Genomic DNA, 21,931 nt, shown 5'->3' with positions numbered 1-21,931 from the left:
CAGATAAAGGGGAGAAAAGGTGAAATATTATCTGAAGGACTCATTTCTGAGTAATGAATATGAAAAGAATGCAGGAAATAAGGCACGAAATGACGTGGAAGCTATTCTAATCTCAGAGGGTTATAAGGGGTTGGAACTCAAGGTTGAGAATTGGTATAAGATGAATTTCTTTAAAGCTCAGCAACACAAATATCGGGCAATCAAGTCTGTGTTTGATCAGTTAGGATCTGGAGATGAATTGCTGATTCAGTTCCCGATTATCCACCATACATTTTTCATCTCACAACTCATTAAGCAGGCGCAAAATAGAGGAGTCAAATTCTATCTTGTGATCCATGATGTTGAAACCTTGCGTCATGTAGGAAATTCAGCAGTGAAACTTCGTCATAAAGTGAGAAATTACTTCCAAGAGAAGGCAGCTCTTACATCAGTGGATGGCATTATCGTTCATAATGATATCATGAAAAATGCCTTGACAATTCAAGGCGTACCATCAGATAAAATGGTTAGCTTGGAGATTTTTGACTATCTGATTCCGAACTTTGAGGAAAAAAATGTTCCCCAAAAAGAAGAAGCGATTATCATCGCCGGAAATCTAATTCCAACAAAATCAGGCTATCTTTATAATTTGCCAGAACAGCCAGCCTATAATCTCTATGGAATGGGGTACGATGAAAGTCGTGCATTGAAAAATACCACCTACTTTGGTTCCTTTATGCCAGATGACCTCCCAAATGCTCTTCAAGGTAGTTTTGGTTTGGTGTGGGATGGTGATAGTTCAGAAACTTGCAAAGGTTCTTTTGGAAATTACCTACGTATTAACAACTCCCACAAGGCTTCTCTTTATTTGGCTTCGGGCTTTCCTCTAGTTGTTTGGAAAGAGTCTGCCCTTGCGCATTTTGTTCTAGATAAGCAATGTGGTATAGCAATTGATTCTCTACATGACCTCCAAAAGGCATTAGACGATTTGACAGATCAAGATTACATGGAACTGTCGGCTAATGCCAGACAAGTAGGAGTAGCGATTCGAAGTGGAGATTATCTGAAATCGGCCATTTCTAAATTGAAGTAAGAATTTGAAGCTACTCATTGATCAGTTCGTTAGAATGATTACTTCGTTATGAAAGGTATTATTCTTACAGGTGGTTCGGTAACACGATTATACCCAACAAGATTCTACTACTTATTTAGTAGGCACAAATATCGATCGTCAGTCTTATAAGTACACTTCTAAGACAACAGAAGAATACCAAAAAGCTCAAGAAAAATGGTTGAAAGAAAAAGAAGAGTCAAATAAAAAGGCCCAAGAAGATCTCGCAAACCAAGTGAAATAACTTTAAAAAAGTAAAGGATTTAGCCATCGGCATGATGGTTAAGTCCTTTTTTATCTTGGTATAAGTCCCTGAATGATTAGAGATAGGATTTTTCAGAAAAGAGAAAATTTTAGTGAATTTTACCTATTTCCTATTGCTTTCTGACTTTTTATTTGTTATATTAAAAGTACAATTATTTTTAATTTATAACAGATAAGCAGAGCACTTTCAGAGAAAGGAGTATTTTTTAAAAAAGAAATGTAAACGCTTACTGGAAAATGAAAGGATTTAGGAGTTCATGGATAAACGATTTTTTGAAAAACGCTGTAAGTTCAGTATTCGTAAGTTTACGCTTGGAGTAGCTTCAGTGATGATTGGAGCGACTTTCTTCGCAGCTAGCCCAGTATTAGCTGATCAAGCAAGAGTTGGTTCAACAGATAATTTGCCGAGTGAACTAGCTGATTTGGATAAGAAGGCTAGTGATGAGGGGCACGATTTTGACAAGGAAGCTGCCGCTCAGAATCCTGGTTCAGCTGAGACTACTGAAGGCCCACAAACAGAAGAAGAGTTGTTGGCTCAAGAAAAAGAAAAGTCTGAAAAGCCAAGCAATCTGCCAAAAGAATTAGAAGATAAGTTGGAGAAAGCTGAAGACAATGGGCGCGAAGTTGACAAGGATCAATTGGCCCAAGATACTGGGAAGCTCGTCCCAGAAGATGTGGCTAAGACTACTAATGGGGAATTAAACTACGGCGCAACTGTTAAGATTAAGACGCCATCAGGAGAAGGTAGCGGTATTGTCGTTGCTAAAGACCTTGTCTTGACGGTTTCTCATAACTTTATCAAGGACAGCCAAGAAGGCAATATCCGTAAGGTTGTGGACAATGACCAAGGGGATGGAGATATCTATAGCATCTCATATCCAGGATTGCCAGATGTCAAGTTTAGCAAGAAAGATATCATTCATTGGGATCGTGAAGGCTATCTGAAAGGCTTCAAAAATGATTTGGCCCTAGTGAGATTGCGTACAGTTCTAGAAAATACGCCTGTTGAAGTAACTAAAAAGCCAGTTGTTAAGAAAATTGGAGATAAACTCCATGTCTTTGGTTATCCAGAAGGAAAATTGAATCCGATTGTCAATACTACAGTTGATTTTGCGGAACCATACGGAGAAGGTGTCCAAGGGATTGGTTACCAAGGAGGAAAACCGGGTGCTAGTGGCGGCGGTATCTTTGATACAGAAGGCAAACTAGTCGGTGTACACCAAAATGGTGTAGTTGGAAAACGGAGTGGCGGTATTCTCTTCTCACCAGCTCAACTAAAATGGATCCAAGACCACATGCAGGGAATTTCAAGTGTGAAACCAGCAGACTTGGAAGAGAAAGAAAAACCGGCTGAAGAAAAACCAAAAGAGGATAAACCTGCAGCTGCTAAACCTGAAACACCTAAGGCAGTAACTCCTGAATGGCAAACAGTAGCGAATAAAGAGCAACAAGGAACCGTCACTATTCGTGAAGAAAAGGGTGTTCGCTACAATCAATTGTCTTCAACGGCCCAAAATGACAATGATGGCAAACCAGCCTTGTTTGAAAAACAAGGATTGACAGTTGATGCTAATGGAAATGCGACGGTTGATTTAACCTTCAAAGATGATTCTGAAAAGGGCAAATCACGCTTTGGTGTCTTCTTGAAATTTAAAGATACCAAGAACAATGTTTTTGTTGGATATGACCAAGGTGGCTGGTTCTGGGAATACAAAACTCCAGGTAATAGCACATGGTATAAAGGCAACCGTGTGGCAGCACCAGAACCAGGTTCTGTAAATCGTCTTTCTATCACTCTCAAGTCAGATGGACAACTCAATGCCAGCAACAATGATGTAAATCTCTTTGACACAGTGACCCTACCTGGGGCGGTCAATGAGAATCTTAAAAATGAGAAGAAGATCCTTCTCAAGGCAGGAACTTATAGCAATGACCGTACGGTTGTCAGCGTTAAAACAGACAATCAAGAAGGTGTAAAAGCGGATGATACTCCTGCCCAGAAAGAAACAGGTCCGGCTGTTGATGATAGCAAGGTGACTTATGATACGATCCAGTCTAAGGTCCTCAAGGCAGTGATTGACCAAGCCTTTCCACGCGTGAAAGAATATACTTTGAATGGGCATACTTTGCCAGGACAGGTGCAACAGTTCAATCAAGTCTTTATCAATAACCACCGAATCACCCCTGAAGTTACTTATAAGAAAATCAATGAGACAACAGCAGAGTATTTGATGAAGCTTCGCGATGATGCTCACTTAATCAATGCGGAAATGACAGTACGCTTGCAAGTTGTGGATAATCAATTACACTTTGATGTGACCAAGATTGTCAACCACAATCAAGTTACTCCAGGTCAAAAGATTGATGACGAAAGAAAATTGCTTTCAACTATTAGTTTCCTTGGTAATGCTTTGGTCTCTGTTTCGAGTGATCAAGCTGGTGCTAAGTTTGATGGGGCAACCATGTCAAACAATACCCATGTCAGCGGGGATGATCATATCGATGTAACCAATCCAATGAAAGATTTGGCTAAGGGTTACATGTATGGATTTGTTTCTACAGATAAGCTTGCTGCAGGTGTTTGGAGCAATTCTCAAAACAGCTATGGTGGTGGTTCGAATGACTGGACTCGTTTGACAGCCTATAAAGAAACAGTTGGAAATGCCAACTATGTCGGAATTCACAGCTCTGAATGGCAATGGGAAAAGGCTTATAAGGGCATTGTCTTCCCAGAATACACCAAGGAACTTCCAAGTGCCAAGGTTGTTATCACCGAAGATGCCAATGCTGACAACAAAGTCGACTGGCAAGATGGTGCCATTGCTTATCGTAGCATCATGAACAACCCTCAAGGTTGGGAAAAAGTTAAGGATATCACTGCTTACCGTATCGCGATGAACTTTGGCTCACAAGCCCAAAACCCATTCCTTATGACCTTGGATGGTATCAAGAAAATCAATCTCCACACAGATGGTCTTGGGCAAGGTGTTCTCCTTAAAGGTTATGGTAGTGAAGGTCATGACTCTGGACACTTGAACTATGCTGATATTGGTAAACGTATTGGTGGTGTCGAAGACTTCAAGACCTTGATTGAAAAAGCGAAGAAATATGGAGCTCATCTAGGTATCCACGTGAACGCTTCTGAGACTTATCCTGAGTCTAAATACTTTAATGAAAATATTCTTCGTAAGAATCCAGATGGAAGCTACAGCTATGGTTGGAACTGGTTAGACCAAGGTATCAACATCGATGCTGCTTATGACTTGGCGCATGGACGCTTGGCTCGCTGGGAAGACTTGAAGAAAAAACTTGGTGATGGTCTCGACTTTATCTATGTGGACGTATGGGGCAATGGTCAATCAGGTGATAACGGTGCCTGGGCTACCCACGTTCTTGCTAAAGAAATCAACAAACAAGGCTGGCGTTTTGCGATTGAGTGGGGGCATGGTGGTGAATACGACTCTACCTTCCAACACTGGGCAGCTGACTTGACCTATGGTGGCTACACTAATAAAGGTATCAACAGTGCTATCACCCGCTTTATCCGCAACCACCAAAAAGATTCTTGGGTTGGGGACTACAGAAGTTACGGTGGTGCAGCCAACTACCCACTTCTAGGTGGCTACAGCATGAAAGACTTTGAAGGCTGGCAAGGAAGAAGCGACTACAATGGCTATGTAACCAACTTATTTGCCCATGATGTCATGACTAAGTACTTCCAACACTTCACTGTAAGTAAATGGGAAAATGGTACACCAGTTACCATGTCTGATAACGGTAGCACCTATAAATGGACTCCAGAAATGAAGGTTGAGCTAGTTGATGCAGCAGGTAACAAGGTTGTTGTGACTCGTAAGTCAAATGATGTCAATAGCCCGCAGTACCGCGAACGTACAGTAACGCTTAACGGACGTGTCATCCAAGATGGTTCAGCTTACTTGACTCCTTGGAACTGGGATGCAAATGGTAAGAAACTTCCTACTGATAAGGAAAAGATGTACTACTTTAATACGCAGGCCGGTGCAACAACTTGGACCCTTCCAAGCGATTGGGCAAATAGCAAGGTTTACCTTTACAAGCTAACTGACCAAGGTAAGACAGAAGAGCAAGAACTAACTGTAAAAGATGGCAAGATTACCCTAGACCTTCTAGCAAATCAACCATACGTTCTCTACCGTTCAAAACAAACCAATCCTGAAATGTCATGGAGCGAAGGCATGCACATCTATGACCAAGGATTTAACAGTGGAACCTTGAAACACTGGACCATTTCAGGTGATGCTTCCAAGGCAGAAATTGTCAAATCACAGGGTGCAAATGAAATGCTTCGTATCCAAGGCAATAAGAGCAAGGTCAGTCTTACTCAGAAACTGACTGGCTTGAAACCAAATACCAAGTATGCTGTTTATGTCGGTGTCGATAACCGTAGTAATGCTAAGGCAAGTATCACAGTGAATACTGGCGAGAAAGAAGTGACTACCTATACCAATAAGTCACTCGCTCTTAACTATATCAAAGCATATGCTCATAACAATCGTCGTGACAATGCTACAGTTGATGATACAAGTTACTTCCAAAATATGTATGCCTTCTTTACAACTGGATCGGACGTATCAAATGTTACTTTGACATTGAGTCGTGAAGCTGGTGATGAAGCAACTTACTTTGATGAAATTCGTACCTTTGAAAACAATTCAAGCATGTACGGAGACAAGCATGATACAGGTCAAGGAACCTTCAAACAAGACTTTGAAAATGTAGCTCAAGGAATCTTCCCATTTGTAGTGGGCGGTGTCGAAGGTGTCGAAGACAACCGCACTCACTTGTCTGAAAAACACGATCCATATACACAGCGTGGTTGGAATGGTAAGAAAGTCGATGATGTTATCGAAGGAAATTGGTCATTGAAGACAAATGGACTAGTGAGCCGTCGTAACTTGGTTTACCAAACTATTCCGCAAAACTTCCGCTTTGAGGCAGGTAAGACTTATCGTGTAACTTTTGAATACGAAGCAGGATCAGACAATACCTATGCCTTTGTAGTCGGTAAGGGAGAATTCCAGTCAGGTCGTCGTGGTAGTCAAGCAAGCAACTTGGAAATGCATGAATTGCCAAATACTTGGACAGATTCTAAGAAAGCCAAGAAAGTAACCTTCCTCGTGACAGGTGCAGAAACAGGCGATACTTGGGTAGGTATCTACTCAACTGGAAACGCAAGCAATACTCATGGAGATGCTGGTGGAAATGCCAACTTCCGTGGTTACAACGATTTCATGATGGACAATCTTCACATCGAGGAAATTACCCTAACAGGTAAGATGTTGACAGAAAATGCTCTGAAGAACTACTTGCCAACGGTTGCCATGACCAACTATACGAAAGAGTCTATGGATGCTTTGAAAGAGGCGGTCTTTAACCTCAGTCAGGCAGATGATGACATTAGCGTGGAAGAAGCGCGTGCAGAGATTGCCAAGATTGAAGCTTTGAAGAATGCTTTGGTTCAGAAGAAGACAGCTTTGGTAGCAGAAGACTTTGAAAGTTTGGATGCGCCAGCTCAACCAGGTGAAGGTCTTGAGAATGCCTTTGATGGCAATGTGTCTAGTCTATGGCATACATCTTGGAATGGTGGAGATGTAGGCAAGCCTGCAACTATGGTATTGAAAGAACCTACTGAAATCACAGGACTTCGTTATGTTCCACGTGCCTCTGATTCAAATGGAAACTTGCGAGATGTGAAACTGGTTGTCACAGATGAGTCTGGTAAAGAACATACCTTCACAGTGACAGATTGGCCAAATAACAACAAACCAAAAGACATTGACTTTGGCAAGACAATCAAGGCTAAGAAAATTGTCCTTACTGGTACCAAGACTTACGGAGATGGTGGCGATAAATACCAATCTGCAGCGGAACTCATCTTTACCCGTCCACAGGTAGCAGAAACACCACTTGACATGTCTGGCTATGAAGCAGCTTTGGCTAAGGCGCAGAAATTAACAGACAAAGACAATCAAGAGGAAGTAGCTAGCGTTCAGGCAAGCATGAAATATGCGACGGATAACCATCTCTTGACGGAAAGAATGGTGGCCTACTTCGCAGACTATCTCAATCAATTAAAAGATTCTGCTACGAAACCAGATGCTCCAACAAGTAGCAAGGGAGAAGAACAACCACCAGTTCTTGATGTACCTGAGTTCAAAGGCGGCGTCAATGCAACAGAAGCAGCTGTACATGAAGTCCCTGAGTTCAAGGGCGGCGTTAATGCGGTTGAAGCCTTGGTTCACGAATTACCAGAATACAAAGGTGGAGCCAATGCGGTCCTAGCGGCTGCAAATGAAGTCCCTGAGTTCAAAGGTGGCGTCAATGCGGTTCAAGCCTTGGTAAACGAGAAACCAGCCTACACAGGTGTATTGGCTACTGCTGGAGATCAAGCAGCTCCAACAGTTGAAAAACCTGAGTACCCGCTCACTCTAAGCCCAGTAGCTGATGCCAAAACTCTGGAAGCTAAAGATGAAGAAAAACTACCTGCTACAGGGGAGCACAGCTCAGAAGTAGCCCTCTTCTTAGCAAGTGTGAGTATCGCTTTATCTGCTGCGGTCCTTGCGACAAAACGTAAAGAAGAGTAATGAGATTTGATTTCAGCAATTCAAAGCAACTCGAATCAAAAAGGAACAAACAGCCGGAGAGGACCTCTTGGTTCTCTCCTTTTTCAAAGGAGAAATGATACCGCTTACTCGTGTATGCGGATGAAAGGAATAGGAGAAAGATGGATAGACATTTTTTTGAGAAACGCTGTCACTATAGTATAAGAAAATTTGCAATCGGTGCAGCCTCCGTTATGATTGGTGCTAGTATCTTTGGCGCCAATATGGTTCAGGCGGCAGAAACAGCAACACCTTCAGAGACAGAGGGAAGTATCACTCATGTTCAAGCCCTGGATAAGTTACCAGATGATTTAGCCGCTGCGCTTGAAAAGGCGGATGCAGAAGCTGCAACAGAAGCAAGTCATGAAGAAACTCCAGCGACTGATGAGGGAACCAATCCTGCAGCAAGTGAAGAGGCAAAACCAGAGACAGGTCCTGCAAGTCCCAAGCCAGCAGAAACGCCCAAACCGGTTGAAACACCAAAGGCGGATAATCAACCTGCGGAAACCACTACACCAGCAGTAAAACCAGCTGAAAAGCCAATCGAAGATAGAGAAGATGTCAACCATCTCGAGGGTGCTACTGCTCAAGCAAGCAACCATGAGACTGGGACCAACTTTACTGCAGATAAGGCTATTGATGGCGACGACAATACCCGTTGGGCTACAGACAAAGATGTACCAAAACCAACTTTTGAATTGACCCTTCCTAAGACTACCTTGATCAAACATGTTGAAATTGACTGGGATCGTCGTCTTCGTAATGGGCAAAATGACCCCAATATCAAATCTTGGAGTCTCTACTATGCAGGTCAAGAAGACGTGGGCGCTAATGGAGAAAAACAATGGAAACTCGCTCATACCAAGACTGGAGATCCTGTTTTAGATGAGAAAGTTGACTTAGCTAATAGTATTCAAGCTAAATATCTTAAGTTAGAGATCAATGACTATCAAGCGGGGACAATGGGCTGGAGAAACGTTGGAATCCAAGAAATTCGAGCTTATTCTAACGTTCCGGACCATAGTAAGGTAACGGATATCCGCCAAGTAACCGAACTAACAGTAGCAGAAGATGGACAGTCTCTTGTCTTACCAACTTTACCAGGGAAAGTTAGCCTTATCGGAAGCAACAAGCAAGGTGTGATTGATCTTCAAAATCGTATCCATAAACCTCTGACAGATCAACGCGTTAAGGTTATGGTGCAGCAAATCAAAGACAGCCATACTTTCACTAAGGAATTTGAAGTAGTCATCAAGGGTCTACATCAGGACGAGGGTGTAGGTGTCAAACCAAAAGTAGCACCAGCTGTTCAACAATGGTATGGGAAAGAAGGCCAATCTTCTATCACTTCAGATACAGTCCTTGCGACAGGTGATTCTGGCTTTGATCAGGCAGCAACCTTCTACCAGTCAGACCTTGCTAGCCGTGGATTGGAACTAGCAACAGGTGACAAGCAGGCTCAAAAACGAATCGAATTTAAAAAGGTTGAAAACAAGGGTTATGGTAAAGAAGGGTACGGTATCACTATCCAAAATGATGTGATTACCATCGAAGCTGCCACAAATACAGGAGCCTTCTACGCCACTCGGACTCTTCTTCAAATGGGAGAAACAGACCTACAAAATGGCGAAATTCGTGATTTCCCAAGTTTCAGCCACCGTGGCTTTATGTTGGATACAGGTCGTAAATTTATCCCTTATGACACCCTCGTAGACATCATGCTCAACATGGCCTACTACAAGATGAACGACTTGCAGTTGCACCTTAATGATAACTATATCTTCCTCAAGGAACACTTGGCAGGTAAGAATTTAAGTTCAGAAGAACAACTCAAGTATGTACTTGAACACGCTAAGACTGGTTTCCGTGTGGAGACAGACATTGTCGGTAAAAATGGGCAAAAACTAACATCAGATGAGCATTATACCAAGGAAGAAATGCAAAATCTGATTAAATTGGCCAAGGCTCTTCATATCAACCTAGTACCAGAAATTGACACACCAGGTCATGCACTTTCATTTGTTAAAGTTCGTCCAGACCTCATGTATCAAGGTAGTCTGAGCGATTATGCAGGCAAGCACAATGTCGAACGAGTTGCCATGCTAGACTTGGATACTAAATATGAAGAAACTCTTAAATTTGTCAAATCCGTCTATGACAAACTCCTAGATGGACCAGATGCACCGCTTCATGGCGTGTCCACTGTTCATATCGGAACGGATGAATACTATGGCAGCAGAGAAAGTTACCGTCGCTATGTCAATGATTTGACCCAATATATCAAGTCTAAAGGTTACACCCCTCGTATCTGGGGCTCGCTCAGTGCAAAACGAGGTAAAACAGCGGTTGATTGGAACGGAGTAGAGGTTGATATCTGGAGTATCGGATGGCAACGACCAAATGAAGCCATTGCTCAGGGAGCTAAGATTATCAACATCACAGATGTACCGACCTATAGTGTGCCAAGTGGAAGCAATAGTCAAGCAGCTTACGGGGACTATGCTAACTACGAACGTCAGTACAATAGCTGGACACCGAATGATTTTAGAACAGGTGGAGGTCCACTTCTACCAGCTTCTCATCCAAGTATCCTTGGTGGGGGGCACGCAGTTTGGAATGATAATATCGACCTTCATGAGACCGGTTTGACCTCTTATGATATCTTTAAACGCTTCTTCAAGAGCATGCAAACCACTGCAGAACGTACTTGGGGATCCGATCGTGCGGCTGCAACCTTTGCAGAACGTACCCTACCAACGAGCCCTTATGCACCACAGTCAAATCCTGATAAAGCGATTGATCAAAGTGATTTGTTTACTATCAATCCTAAGACAGTTAAGGACTATGCAAGTAAGAAAGTGAAGACAAGCGAGCAAGGATTGGCATTTGAGAAAGACAGCAGCATCGAAGGCTTGGCTGGTGATGTTGGCCCAAGTCACGTCTTGAAGTTTGATGTAACTGTCACTGGAGACGGGGAACAAACCTTCTCAACAAGTGGGGACAACCGTATCTATCTAGCTGATAAAGACGGTTATCTTGCTTATCAATTTGAACAGTTCCATATCCAATTCAATAAAAAACTTGAAAAGAACAAACGTTATCAAATCTCCATCGTAACCAAACCACAATCTACAGAAGTCTATGTGGATGGTGAAAAGATTGAGCGTATTGCAAATCCAGCCCACCCTCGCTTTGCCCACAATAGCTTGGTACTACCGCTTGAAAGCATCGGTGGATTCAAAGGAATCTTGCATAGTGCAGAGTTGTCAGACAAACCATTTGTAAATCCTCGTTTGATTTCAAATGATAAAATTACTGCAACCGCAAGCAGTCAGCAACTTCCAGGAAACGAGACTGAAGGCGCTGTTGAAAAGGCCTTTGACAATGATCCAAATACCTTCTGGCATACTAAGTGGACTGGTGACACTGCGCCATACACCCTTACTATGACCTTGAAAGAAGCAGAAAAAGTCAATGGTTTGACTTATCTCCCACGACCAGGTGGTGGAAATGGTGTCGTGACGCGCTACGAAATCTACGCACAAAAAGATGGCCAAATGGTCAAGGTTTCAGAAGGAAGCTGGGACAACAACGCCCAAGAAAAAACAGTCAACTTTACGGCGGTGCATACCAACAAGATTGAGTTGAAAGTATTGGAAGGCGTTGGTGGTTTTGCAAGTGCAGCTGAAGTTCATCTATTGAAACCTGTCAAAGAAGAGCAAGAAACGCCTGCACCAAGTCAACCAGAAAAACCAACTACACCAGAAAAGCCAAAAGTAGACCAAACCGGTGATGGAACAGTTGAATTGGCAGATCAATTTACTGCAAGTAAACCAGCTAGCGAAGACAGCATTGCAGCTGCCAGCAAGAGCTCAGACTATCTCAAGAAAGAGTACAAGGTCTTCCCAACTCCACAAAAAGTGACTTATGGAGAAGGTGTTACAGCTCTTCGCAAGCAAGTCAATCTGGTTATGGGGGATCAACTCGATATCTATACTCGCAATCGCTTGAAGAGTGTCTTGCAGGACAATCAAGTATCTTATACAACTGGTAAGGCGGCAATCGCTGGCGCAACCAATATCTATCTTGGAGTGCATGGACAAGGTTCACAAGCAGAGCAAAACTTGTCCAATGTTTCAGCAGGTCTCTTTGACAAGATCGACGCCTATGTCTTGAGCATCAAGGATAATTCGATTTCCATCGTCGGAAAAGACACAGATGCAGTCTTCTATGGTTTGACAACCTTGAAACACATGCTCAAGGAAAGCCAAGTGCCAGTCCTTCGCAATGTGACAGTAGAAGATTACGCAGAGCTCAAGAATCGTGGTTTCATCGAAGGTTACTATGGAAATCCATGGTCGAATGCCGATCGTGCAGAGCTCATGCGTTATGGTGGCGATTTGAAATTGAACCAATACTTCTTTGCACCAAAAGATGATCCATACCACAACAAGAAATGGCGTGAACTCTATCCAGAAGAAAAACTAGCTGAAATCCGTGAACTTGCTCGTGTCGGAAATCAAAGTAAAACTCGCTATGTCTGGACTATCCATCCATTCATGAACAACCGCATCCGCTTTGGCAATGAAGCGCATTACCAAGAAGATTTGGCAACCATCAAGGCCAAATTCACCCAGTTGATGAAAGTGGGTGTCCGTGAATTTGGTATCCTTGCAGATGATGCTCCAAGCCCAGTCGGTGGCTACAATAGCTATAACCGCTTGATGCAAGATATGACCAAGTGGTTGACTGAAATGCAGGGAACTTACAGCGGTCTTCGTAAAGAAATGATCTTTGTTCCTGGCCAGTATTGGGGTAATGGACGTGAGGATGAGTTGAAATCCCTCAATGAAAATCTCCCAAGTTCAACATCCATGACCTTGACGGGTGGTAAGATTTGGGGTGAAGTCTCTGAAAGCTTCCTTTCAACTCTCAAGAACAATCTATCCGCAGGTGGCAAGACCTATCGCCCAGTTTCACTTTGGATTAACTGGCCTGTAACAGATAACTCGAAACAGCACTTGATTCTAGGTGGTGGTGAGAAATTCCTTCATCCAAATGTGGATCCAAGCTTGCTATCTGGTATCATGTTGAACCCAATGCAACAGTCTGAACCATCTAAGATTGCCCTCTTTTCAGGAGCTCAATACTCATGGAAACAATGGAAATCAGAAGAAGAAGCTAAGAAAATCAATGACATTGCCTTCAACTTTGTAGAAAATGGTCATTTTGAAGATAGCAAGGTATCAGCAGCCTTCCGCGAACTTGGTAAGCACATGATCAACCAAAACATGGATAATCGTGTCGTCAAACTAGAAGAATCGGTAGACTTAGCTCCAAAATTAACAGACTTCATGACCAAGCTCAAAGCAGGTCAGGATGTGACTGCCGAACGTGCAGCCTTGCGTGCAGAATTTGCCAAGATTAAAGAAGCAGCCGAACTCTATAAAGCATCAGGCGATAAAAAAATGGTTGCCCAAATCCACTATTGGTTGGATAATGCAATCGATCAAATGAATGCTCTCGATGCCTTCCTTACAGGAACTGAAGCCATGGCTACAAACGATGCAGCCAAACTTTGGGATAGCTACTATAAAGGTTTGAAATTGTACGAACAGTCTCAAACTCACACCTTCCATTATGTAGACCATATGGAAAGAGCTGAATTGGGTGTTCAACATATTCGTCCATTTATCCTATCCCTGAAAGAAGTTCTGGCATCTGAAGTTCAAAAAGTCTTGCATCCAGATCAAATCATCAGTACCTTTATCACCAATCGAACAGGTGTAGAAGGTGGTTTAGCAGAAGTAACGGATGGCGATTTGGCAACTCATGCGATTATTAAATCACCAAATAGCATCAAGACAGGTGATTATATCGGTATGAAATTCAACAAGCCAGTAGCGATTCAAACCTTGACCTTTGCTATGGGAACGCAGGCAAATCCACGTGATACCTTTAGTAAGGCAGAAGTGCAGTATCTAGATGAAAATGACAACTGGGTAACCTTGAAAGAGCCAAGCTATGTCGGAAATGAATCCCTGCTTAAGTTTGAGAATCTCAACATCAAGGCCAAGGCAGTTCGCATGATTGCGACAGCAGACCGCGAGAACACTTGGTTTGCAGTTCAGGAAATTGCAGTCAACCGTCCAGTTGAAAAAGCTCGTAGCCAACAAGCAACGACAGTTAGTCTAAGCTCAAACTTAGTTTACAAACTAAATACCTCAGCCCGTCAAATCACTGATGGCAAGGACAATACAGAAGCCATGATGGCAAATGCTGACGGTAGCAATACGACACCAGTAGATGCTTGGGCACAACTTGACCTCGGTGAAGTCAAGTCAGTCACTAAAGTACGACTTCGCCAAGGAACGGGTGATAAGCTTGCTGCAGGTGTACTTGAGTACTCTACAGATGGAACTACTTGGCAGGAACTTGATCGCTTGGCAGGTGAACAAACCAAGGAAGTGACTAGAGCAATCAATGCTCGTTACATCCGAGTACGCAATACCAAGGCTCTCGACCTCTGGTGGCGTATCCAAGACTTCTCTGTTGAGACACGCTCTGGAAACAGTGAGTTAACGGACACCAACGTCGATGCCTTGAAGGAAACACCAGTAGTGGATAGCTTAGGCAGTTACGAGCTTCAAATTCCAGCTGGAACCAAACTCCCTGCTCATAGCTATCTAGGAATGAAGCTTAACCGTATCCATCAGATCAAGAGCATCCAGCTCAAAGGTCAGGCCAACCCTGCTCTTACTCTAGAGTACTCTGCAAATGCGCAAGAATGGACGCTAGCTAGCCAGTTGACAGACAGATCTGTAGTGAGTCACTTGGTACGTTATGTTCGTCTGGTCAATAAAACAGATCAGGAACAAGCTGTGACAGCCACTTCTCTCCTTGTGACAACCAAAGAAGTACAACCAACCAAACTAGAATCTACAACTATGGGCATTCATCCAACATACGGAAGCAATGATGTTCGTAAACTGAATAACCTAGATCAACTGTTTGACGGTGTTTACAACAACTTCGTTGAGTTTTCAGACTACGCCCATAAAGATGGTCACGTAACCTTGAAACTTGGTAGCGAACGTACCATCAAGAAGATTAGAGCTTATATCCAAGACGGAACTCAAAACTACCTTCGTGATGGTAAGATCCAAGTCAGCCAAGACGGTAAAACTTGGACAGATGTCGTGACAGTAGGAGATGGTGTAGCCAATAGCCAACACGATGATTCATTGACAGATGGTTGGACACACGATTCTAAGATGCCAGGAAATCGCTATATCGAGGGTGAATTGACGACACCAGTTAAAGCTAACTATCTCCGTGTCCTCTATACAGCAGACTATGATGCCCGTTTTGTAGGCTTTACAGAATTGGTCATCAACGATGGTGAATTTGTCAAACCAATCAATGATCCAACAGTAGAAGGAAACGGTGGAGAAAGCCAAGGCAACTTCTACAATAATCTTGTAGACGGAAAAGTCTTGACCAGCTACAAGTCTGAAAAAGAAAAGGGGGAGTTGGTGTATCACTTGTCTGAGCCGACCAATGCTAACCACCTTCGTCTCGTTTCCAGTCTTCCTGAAGGAGCTAAGGCACGTGTTCTTGCTAGAACACTCAAGGATGGTCAAGACAGTTGGCTAGACCTCGGTGCCATTACATCCAGTCTCCAAACTTTCGCTATCCGAAATGGTGGCTCTCTTCTAGACGTCAAATTAGTCTGGGAAGGTGGCAAGGCTGAGTTTTATGAATTGGCAAGCTTCCATCAAGAATTAACAGAAGAACCGGTTCAATCAAGCAAGGGCGAAGAGCCAGCACCCGTTCTTGAGGTTCCTGAATTCACAGGTGGTGTCAATGCAGTTGAAGCCCTAGTACATGAACTTCCAGAGTACACAGGCGCAGTAGCAACAGTAGGTGACCAAGCAGCTCCAACAGTAGAGAAACCTGAGTTCAAGGGTGGTGTCAATGCAGTGATGGCTCTAGTGCATGAATTGCCAGAATACACAGGCCCGCTAGCAACAGTAGGTGATCAAGCTGCTCCAACAGTAGAGAAACCTGAGTTCAAGGGCGGTGTCAATGCTGTTATGGCACTGGTACATGAGCTTCCAGAATACACAGGTCCATTATCGACAGTAGGCGACCAAGCAGCACCGACAGTAGAGAAACCAGAGTTCAAGCTAAGTTCGTTAGAAAAAACTCAGACTTCAGGAGCACCAGTTCAAATTGCCAAAGAAGACAAGAGATTGCCAGAAACTGGTGAGAAACAGTCAGAAACAGCCATTTTCTTGGCAAGTGTTGGACTAGCACTATCTGCTATCTTTGTCGCAAAAACAAAGAAAGACTAGTATTTAGTAAAACCTCTTAACAAGATTACGAAATCCGTTTCCTATCTTTCCCAATGAGGTTTATAGTACAGAAAAAGCCTGAGAAGACATCTTCTCAGGCTTTTGTTAAGCACATAAATGCAATAGTGCTATGAAAAAATCACCCAGAAAAATCCGGGTGATAAATGTTATGGTTGTGCTGGTTGAGGATTCTGATTTTGGTTCTGGTTTTGTTGACCAGGCGTTGTATTTGGTTGCTGGCTATTGGTATTATTGTTTGCACTATTATTCGTGCTTGGAGTAGTTGAGCTTGACTGTGAAGTTGAACTTTCTGATGTCGAGCTCGAACTTTCAGGTGTTGGAGCCTGTTGCGGAGCAGGGGCAGTCCATGCAGAACGAGCACCGTTTTTAAAGACGAACTCACCACTTCGATAGAGGCCTTCTGGCATAGTCCAGTCGCCAGGGTTGTTATCCTCAGACAGATAAGTCATCATTGAACGGTAGACCTTAGCTGCAACATAGAAGCCATCACCAACGATAGGAGTAAGGCGGTTTGAGTAACCTGTCCACACAGCCATTGAATATTTGCGAGTATACCCAACAAACATTTCGTCTGGAGCGACATAACCTGTGTTTTTGATGTAGTTTTCAATTTCATCATCTGTATAGTTTGATGTACCAGTCTTACCAGCTTGAGGTAGCCAAGGGAGATAAGCACCACGACCCGTTCCGTATGCCAAGACAGTCTTCATCATTTCTGTCATCATATAGGCGGTCGTCTCTTTCATGGCACGAGTACCAGGATCAGCGTATTCTTTTGAGCTACCATCACTAAAGACGATTTTGTTGATATACATTGGTTTATGGTAGATACCACCGTTAGCAAAAGCAGCGTAAGCAGCAGCCATTTTCTCACTACTTGCTCCGTACTTTTTGTTTGACTCAGTCGTATTACTTGAAATCGCGTTGGCATAGTGCATATCTGGATAGTCAATACCGATTCCATTTAGGAAGGTCTTGGCTCTATCCAAACCGACTTTGTTCAAGGTTTCTACAGCTGTAACGTTCCGTGATTGTTGGAGCGCATATTGGATGGTAATATTTCCAAAATAACTTCTATCCCAGTTGTAAACAGGGGTATCTGTTCCAGGATAGTTGTATGGAACATCATGTACAATCGAAGCAGTTGAGTCGTAGATGTCATACTCTAAGGCAGGAGCATAGTCTGTGATTGGCTTCATGGTAGAACCCCAGTCACGGTTGGTTTCAACAGCTTGGTTGATTCCGAAGGAAACATTGCTTGATTGGTGACGAGAACCTAACTGAGCAATAACTTTCCCGTTTGTCACATCCACAATCGTTGAAGCTACTTGCATTTCATCATCAGGATAGTTGACATACTCGTCGGTATTGTAGATATCCCAGAGATGTTGTTGAACTTTAGGATCAACGTTGGTGTAGACATCCATACCAGTCGTTAAGAGGTTGTAGCCTGTTTCTTGTTCGACTTGATCGATCACCTCTTTGAGATAGTTGTCCATGTATGGAGGATAACTATTAGCCGATTTTAGACTTTGAAGTCCATCTGTAATCGGAGTATTAATCGCTTTTTCATATTGCTCAGCTGAAATGTAACCTTGCCCCTTCATCTCAGAGAGGACGAGATTACGACGTTCTTGAGCAGCTTCTGGATGCGAGTATGGATCATACTGGTTTGGAGCCTGAGGCATACCAGCAAGGAGAGCCAGTTGAGGAATACTTAAATCTTTGAGATCCTTGCCATAGTAACTTTGGGCAGCTGTCTGCATTCCGTAGTTACCGTTTGACATGTAAACCTTGTTGATGTAGTAGGTCAAGATCTCTTGCTTAGTCGCTTTTTGTTCTAACTGAACGGCTAACCAAGCTTCCTGAGCCTTACGAGAAAGAGTCTGATCAGAAGTTGACGTAGAGAAGTAAGTTAATTTAATCAACTGCTGTGTCAAGGTTGAAGCTCCTTGCAGACCTCCACCACCACGAAGGTTTCGTAGGGTAGCACCTAGGATACGGATCGTGTCGATTCCTCGGTGATTAAAGAAGCGATGGTCCTCAATCGAAACAATAGCGTTGACCAAATCGGTCGGTATTTCGTTTGCTTGGGCATTGACTCGACGTTCCGATCCAAGATCAGCGATAAGCTCGTCATTGCTATCATAGATCTTACTTGACGTTGTAGCGACTAGTTTACTTTCAGAAAGTTCGGGAGCTTTGCTAACATAGTAGAGGAAGAGACCTCCACCAAGCATTACAGCTGCGATAAATACAGTTAAGAGACTGATACTGACATACTTAGCTATTCGCAGAAAAGTTTGTTTGTTCATCTTGTTTTACCACCTAGTAAATGTTCTTTGATAACGTCGAGGTAGGGAATTTGAGGAAAGGCCCCAGGCTCAATCCTATATCCATTTTCTCGAATATATCCAAGTGGCATTGACTTCTGTCCCTTATCTTGATGATAGAAACGGATGAGATCAATAGCCGGTAATAAGTAGGTTTCTTGCTGAGAAGAAAAGTGAAGGAGTACAAAGCAGATTCCTTGCTGGGCAAGGACTTGTTCCATATGCTGGATCTGATGGAGATGAAAATTCTTCATCGGTATCGCATGTTTTTGCCTGGTTTCCTTTGCTTCAAAGTCGATGTAGTATCCATCATAAACCCCTGAATAGTCAGTAGTTGAGGCTTGTCTAAAGTAGGCTTCAACGATCTTGGCTCGACTTCGTTGGGGATAGTCGACACGTACGATTTGGATGGGAGTCGGTTTCTTGTGAATAACAGCTAACCCATGCGACAAATAGTAGTCGTTCGTAGCATTGATCATCTTTTCAAAAGACATTCCCCGATTTGCGAAATTTTTAGTTTGTGACAGGGGTGCTTGTCTCTTTTGAGATGAAATTTTATGTGGATAGTTGACCATAATTCTCCTTATTGGTACAATAACATCACTCTATTATATCATAAATTTACAAAGAAAGGGTTAAAAATGACATCAGCCTTGATTTTAGGCTATTCAGCCTTCGACCTTGGTCTCTTTAATGACAAGGATGTTCGCGTTGATATTATCAAAACAGCCATTCGGAGAGACCTGGAACGTCTAGCAGAGGATGGGGTGAACTGGCTTGTCTTTACAGGGACCTTGGGCTTTGAGTACTGGGCGCTTCAGGTGGCGAAAGACATGAAAGCAGACTATGGATTTCAGCTGGCGACCATTTTTGATTTTGAAACCCATGGCAGTAATTGGAATGAAGCAAATCAAGCGAAATTGAGTGAGTTCAAGCAGGTTGATTTTGTCAAATACGCCTATCCACAATATGAGCACAAGGGACAATTACGCGATTATCAGAAATTTTTGCTGGAAAATACAGATACTTGTTACCTTTTTTACGACGAAGAAAACGAAACCAAGTTACGATATTTTTACCAAATGATGAAAAATCAAGCGGACTATGTTACAAGAAGATTAACATTTGAGGACTTGAATGAAATAGTAGAAAATTTTTCTGAAAAGTAAGCCTTTGACCTTGATTTTTACTTGTCTTTTTTTATATAATAATACTAGCAACCCAGAATGGAGAGAGACATGGCAAGTATTATATTTTCAGCGAAAGATATTTTTGAACAAGAATTTGGACGTGAAGTACGTGGATACAGCAAAGCAGAGGTAGATGAATTCCTAGACGATGTGATTAAGGATTATGAAACCTACGCAGCTTTGGTCAAATCCCTTCGTCAAGAGATTGCTGATTTGAAGGAAGAATTATCTCATAAACCACAGGTAGCTCCAACTCAACCAGACTCTATTGAAGTAACGGCTTCTACTTCAATGACAAACTTTGATATTTTGAAACGCTTAAATCGTCTCGAAAAAGAAGTATTTGGTAAGCAAATCTTAGACAACCAAGATTTATAATTGACTAAGGAATGAGTGCAATTTTTGGATAATCGCGTGAAGAGGTTCTCTTTTCATGAGGAAAGTCCATGCTAGCACAGGCTGTGATGCCTGTAGTGTTTGTGCTAGGCGAATCCATAAGCCTAGGGACGAGAAATCGTTACGGCAGTCGAAATGGCTAAGTCTTCGGATAGGTCAGAATAGGCTTGAAAGTGCCACAGTGACGGAGTCTTTCTGGAAACAGAGAGAGTGGAACGCGGTAAACCCCTCAAGCTAGCAACCCAAATTTTGGTCGGGGCATGGAGTGCACGGAAACGAACGTAGTACTCTGACTGCTAGCAGCTTTATGCTGTTAGCGGTAGACAGATGATTATCGAAGGAAGTGGTCCTAGTCACTTCTGGAACAAAACATGGCTTATAGAAAATTGCATATAGGTTGGGGCTGAGAAATCTTTCTCAACCTCATTTTTTAAAGTGAACAAGAGAAAGGTCTTGCAAGACTAGAAATGAAAGAACAATTTAATTTAATCGCAACTGCTGCTGCGGGCCTTGAGGCTGTCGTTGGACGTGAGGTGCGAGACCTTGGTTATGATTGCCAGGTTGAAAATGGGCGTGTCCGCTTCCAAGGAGATGTGAAGGCAATCATCGAGACCAACCTTTGGCTTCGCGCAGCGGATCGCATCAAGATTGTAGTCGGAAGTTTTCCTGCTAAGACTTTTGAAGAGCTTTTTCAAGGTGTTTTTGCTCTAGATTGGGAAAACTATCTCCCGCTAGGAGCACGTTTCCCGATATCAAAGGCAAAATGTGTGAAGTCTAAACTTCATAACGAGCCTAGTGTTCAGGCTATTTCCAAGAAGGCTGTTGTGAAGAAATTACAAAAACACTATGCCCGCCCAGAAGGAGTTCCCTTGATGGAAACGGGTCCCGAGTTTAAGATTGAGGTATCTATCCTGAAAGATGTGGCAACGGTCATGATTGACACGACAGGATCCAGTCTCTTTAAACGTGGTTATCGTACGGAAAAGGGTGGAGCGCCGATCAAGGAAAATATGGCAGCGGCCATTTTACAACTATCTAACTGGTATCCAGACAAGCCCTTGATTGATCCAACCTGTGGTTCAGGAACTTTCTGTATCGAGGCGGCTATGATTGCTAGAAAGATGGCTCCTGGCCTTCGCCGTTCCTTTGCTTTTGAGGAATGGAACTGGGTCAGCGATCGGCTAATCCAGGAAGTTCGTACAGAGGCGGCTAAGAAAATGGATCGTGAACTTGAGCTGGACATTATGGGCTGTGATATTGATGCTCGCATGGTGGAGATTGCCAAGGCAAATGCCCAAGCAGCAGGCGTCGCAGGTGATATCACCTTTAAGCAAATGCGGGTACAGGACCTGCGTACAGACAAGATTAATGGCGTTATCATTTCCAATCCACCATATGGGGAACGCTTGTCTGATGATGTAGGAGTTACCAAGCTCTATGCTGAGATGGGACAAGTCTTTGCACCACTGAAAACGTGGAGTAAGTTTATCCTGACGAGTGACGAAGCTTTTGAAAACAAGTACGGAAGTCCAGCTGATAAAAAGCGAAAACTCTATAACGGGACCTTAAAAGTGGATTTGTATCAATACTTTGGTCAGCGTGTCAAACGCCAAGAGGTAAAATAGAAAGGTGAACT

At 43.0% G+C, this 21,931-nt stretch carries 8 protein-coding genes and 1 other RNA gene; 7 read left to right on the top strand and 2 right to left on the bottom strand.

Features of this window, described 5'->3' with window-relative positions:
* Window positions 1-19: 19 nt before the first annotated feature.
* The 3 genes from O3655_RS04400 (at window position 20) to O3655_RS04390 (ending at window position 16,355) form a co-directional block, all read left to right on the top strand.
* A complete protein-coding gene (locus O3655_RS04400) occupies window positions 20-1,072 on the top strand; it encodes a galactofuranosyltransferase (protein WP_042902861.1) in 1,053 nt (350 codons plus the stop codon).
* Between the two features lie 539 nt (window positions 1,073-1,611).
* Window positions 1,612-7,980, top strand: a complete 6,369-nt coding sequence (locus O3655_RS04395) for a SpGH101 family endo-alpha-N-acetylgalactosaminidase (RefSeq protein ID WP_308697403.1) — start codon at window positions 1,612-1,614, stop codon at window positions 7,978-7,980.
* A gap of 140 nt (window positions 7,981-8,120) precedes the next feature.
* Window positions 8,121-16,355 (top strand): SIALI-17 repeat-containing surface protein, encoded by an 8,235-nt coding sequence (locus O3655_RS04390; RefSeq protein WP_371641195.1) that lies wholly within the window; start codon window positions 8,121-8,123, stop codon window positions 16,353-16,355.
* A gap of 167 nt (window positions 16,356-16,522) precedes the next feature.
* Here the strand turns inward: O3655_RS04390 and pbp1a are convergent, their stop codons facing one another.
* A complete protein-coding gene (gene pbp1a, locus O3655_RS04385) occupies window positions 16,523-18,691 on the bottom strand; it encodes a penicillin-binding protein PBP1A (RefSeq protein ID WP_308697199.1) in 2,169 nt (722 codons plus the stop codon).
* Window positions 18,688-19,284 (bottom strand): Holliday junction resolvase RecU, encoded by a 597-nt coding sequence (gene recU / locus O3655_RS04380; protein WP_000248757.1) that lies wholly within the window; start codon window positions 19,282-19,284, stop codon window positions 18,688-18,690. Before recU ends, pbp1a begins: the two co-directional genes overlap by 4 nt.
* A gap of 66 nt (window positions 19,285-19,350) precedes the next feature.
* On the opposite strand from recU, the gene O3655_RS04375 reads away from it, so the two are divergent.
* The 4 genes from O3655_RS04375 (at window position 19,351) to O3655_RS04360 (ending at window position 21,920) form a co-directional block, all read left to right on the top strand.
* Window positions 19,351-19,878 carry a DUF1273 domain-containing protein gene (locus O3655_RS04375; RefSeq protein WP_268702267.1) on the top strand — a complete coding sequence of 176 codons (528 nt, stop codon included), beginning with the start codon at window positions 19,351-19,353 and terminating at the stop codon, window positions 19,876-19,878.
* A gap of 69 nt (window positions 19,879-19,947) precedes the next feature.
* Entirely contained in the window at window positions 19,948-20,277 is a 330-nt protein-coding gene (gpsB, locus tag O3655_RS04370; RefSeq protein WP_000146523.1) for a cell division regulator GpsB, read from the top strand.
* 20 nt (window positions 20,278-20,297) lie between these two features.
* An RNA gene (gene rnpB / locus O3655_RS04365) (RNase P RNA component class B) lies at window positions 20,298-20,679 on the top strand.
* Window positions 20,680-20,762: 83 nt separating this feature from the next.
* Entirely contained in the window at window positions 20,763-21,920 is a 1,158-nt protein-coding gene (locus O3655_RS04360) for a class I SAM-dependent RNA methyltransferase (RefSeq protein WP_308697200.1), read from the top strand.
* Window positions 21,921-21,931 lie beyond the last annotated feature (11 nt).

It is taken from the genome of Streptococcus sp. 27098_8_70 (genome assembly GCF_041432215.1).
Lineage (GTDB): Bacteria > Bacillota > Bacilli > Lactobacillales > Streptococcaceae > Streptococcus > Streptococcus oralis_CP.
The sequence above is the reverse complement of the archived record's forward strand: the minus strand, read 5'-3'. Positions and strand labels throughout refer to the sequence as shown.

Bases quoted from the DNA above. Each gene is read 5' to 3' on its own strand.
- O3655_RS04390 (WP_371641195.1), top strand. From the start codon at position 8,121: ATGGATAGACATTTTTTTGAGAAACGCTGTCACTATAGTATAAGAAAA.
- gpsB (WP_000146523.1), top strand. From the start codon at position 19,948: ATGGCAAGTATTATATTTTCAGCGAAAGATATTTTTGAACAAGAATTT.
- O3655_RS04395 (WP_308697403.1), top strand. From the start codon at position 1,612: ATGGATAAACGATTTTTTGAAAAACGCTGTAAGTTCAGTATTCGTAAG.
- recU (WP_000248757.1), bottom strand. From the start codon at position 19,284: ATGGTCAACTATCCACATAAAATTTCATCTCAAAAGAGACAAGCACCC.
- O3655_RS04375 (WP_268702267.1), top strand. From the start codon at position 19,351: ATGACATCAGCCTTGATTTTAGGCTATTCAGCCTTCGACCTTGGTCTC.
- pbp1a (WP_308697199.1), bottom strand. From the start codon at position 18,691: ATGAACAAACAAACTTTTCTGCGAATAGCTAAGTATGTCAGTATCAGT.
- O3655_RS04360 (WP_308697200.1), top strand. From the start codon at position 20,763: ATGAAAGAACAATTTAATTTAATCGCAACTGCTGCTGCGGGCCTTGAG.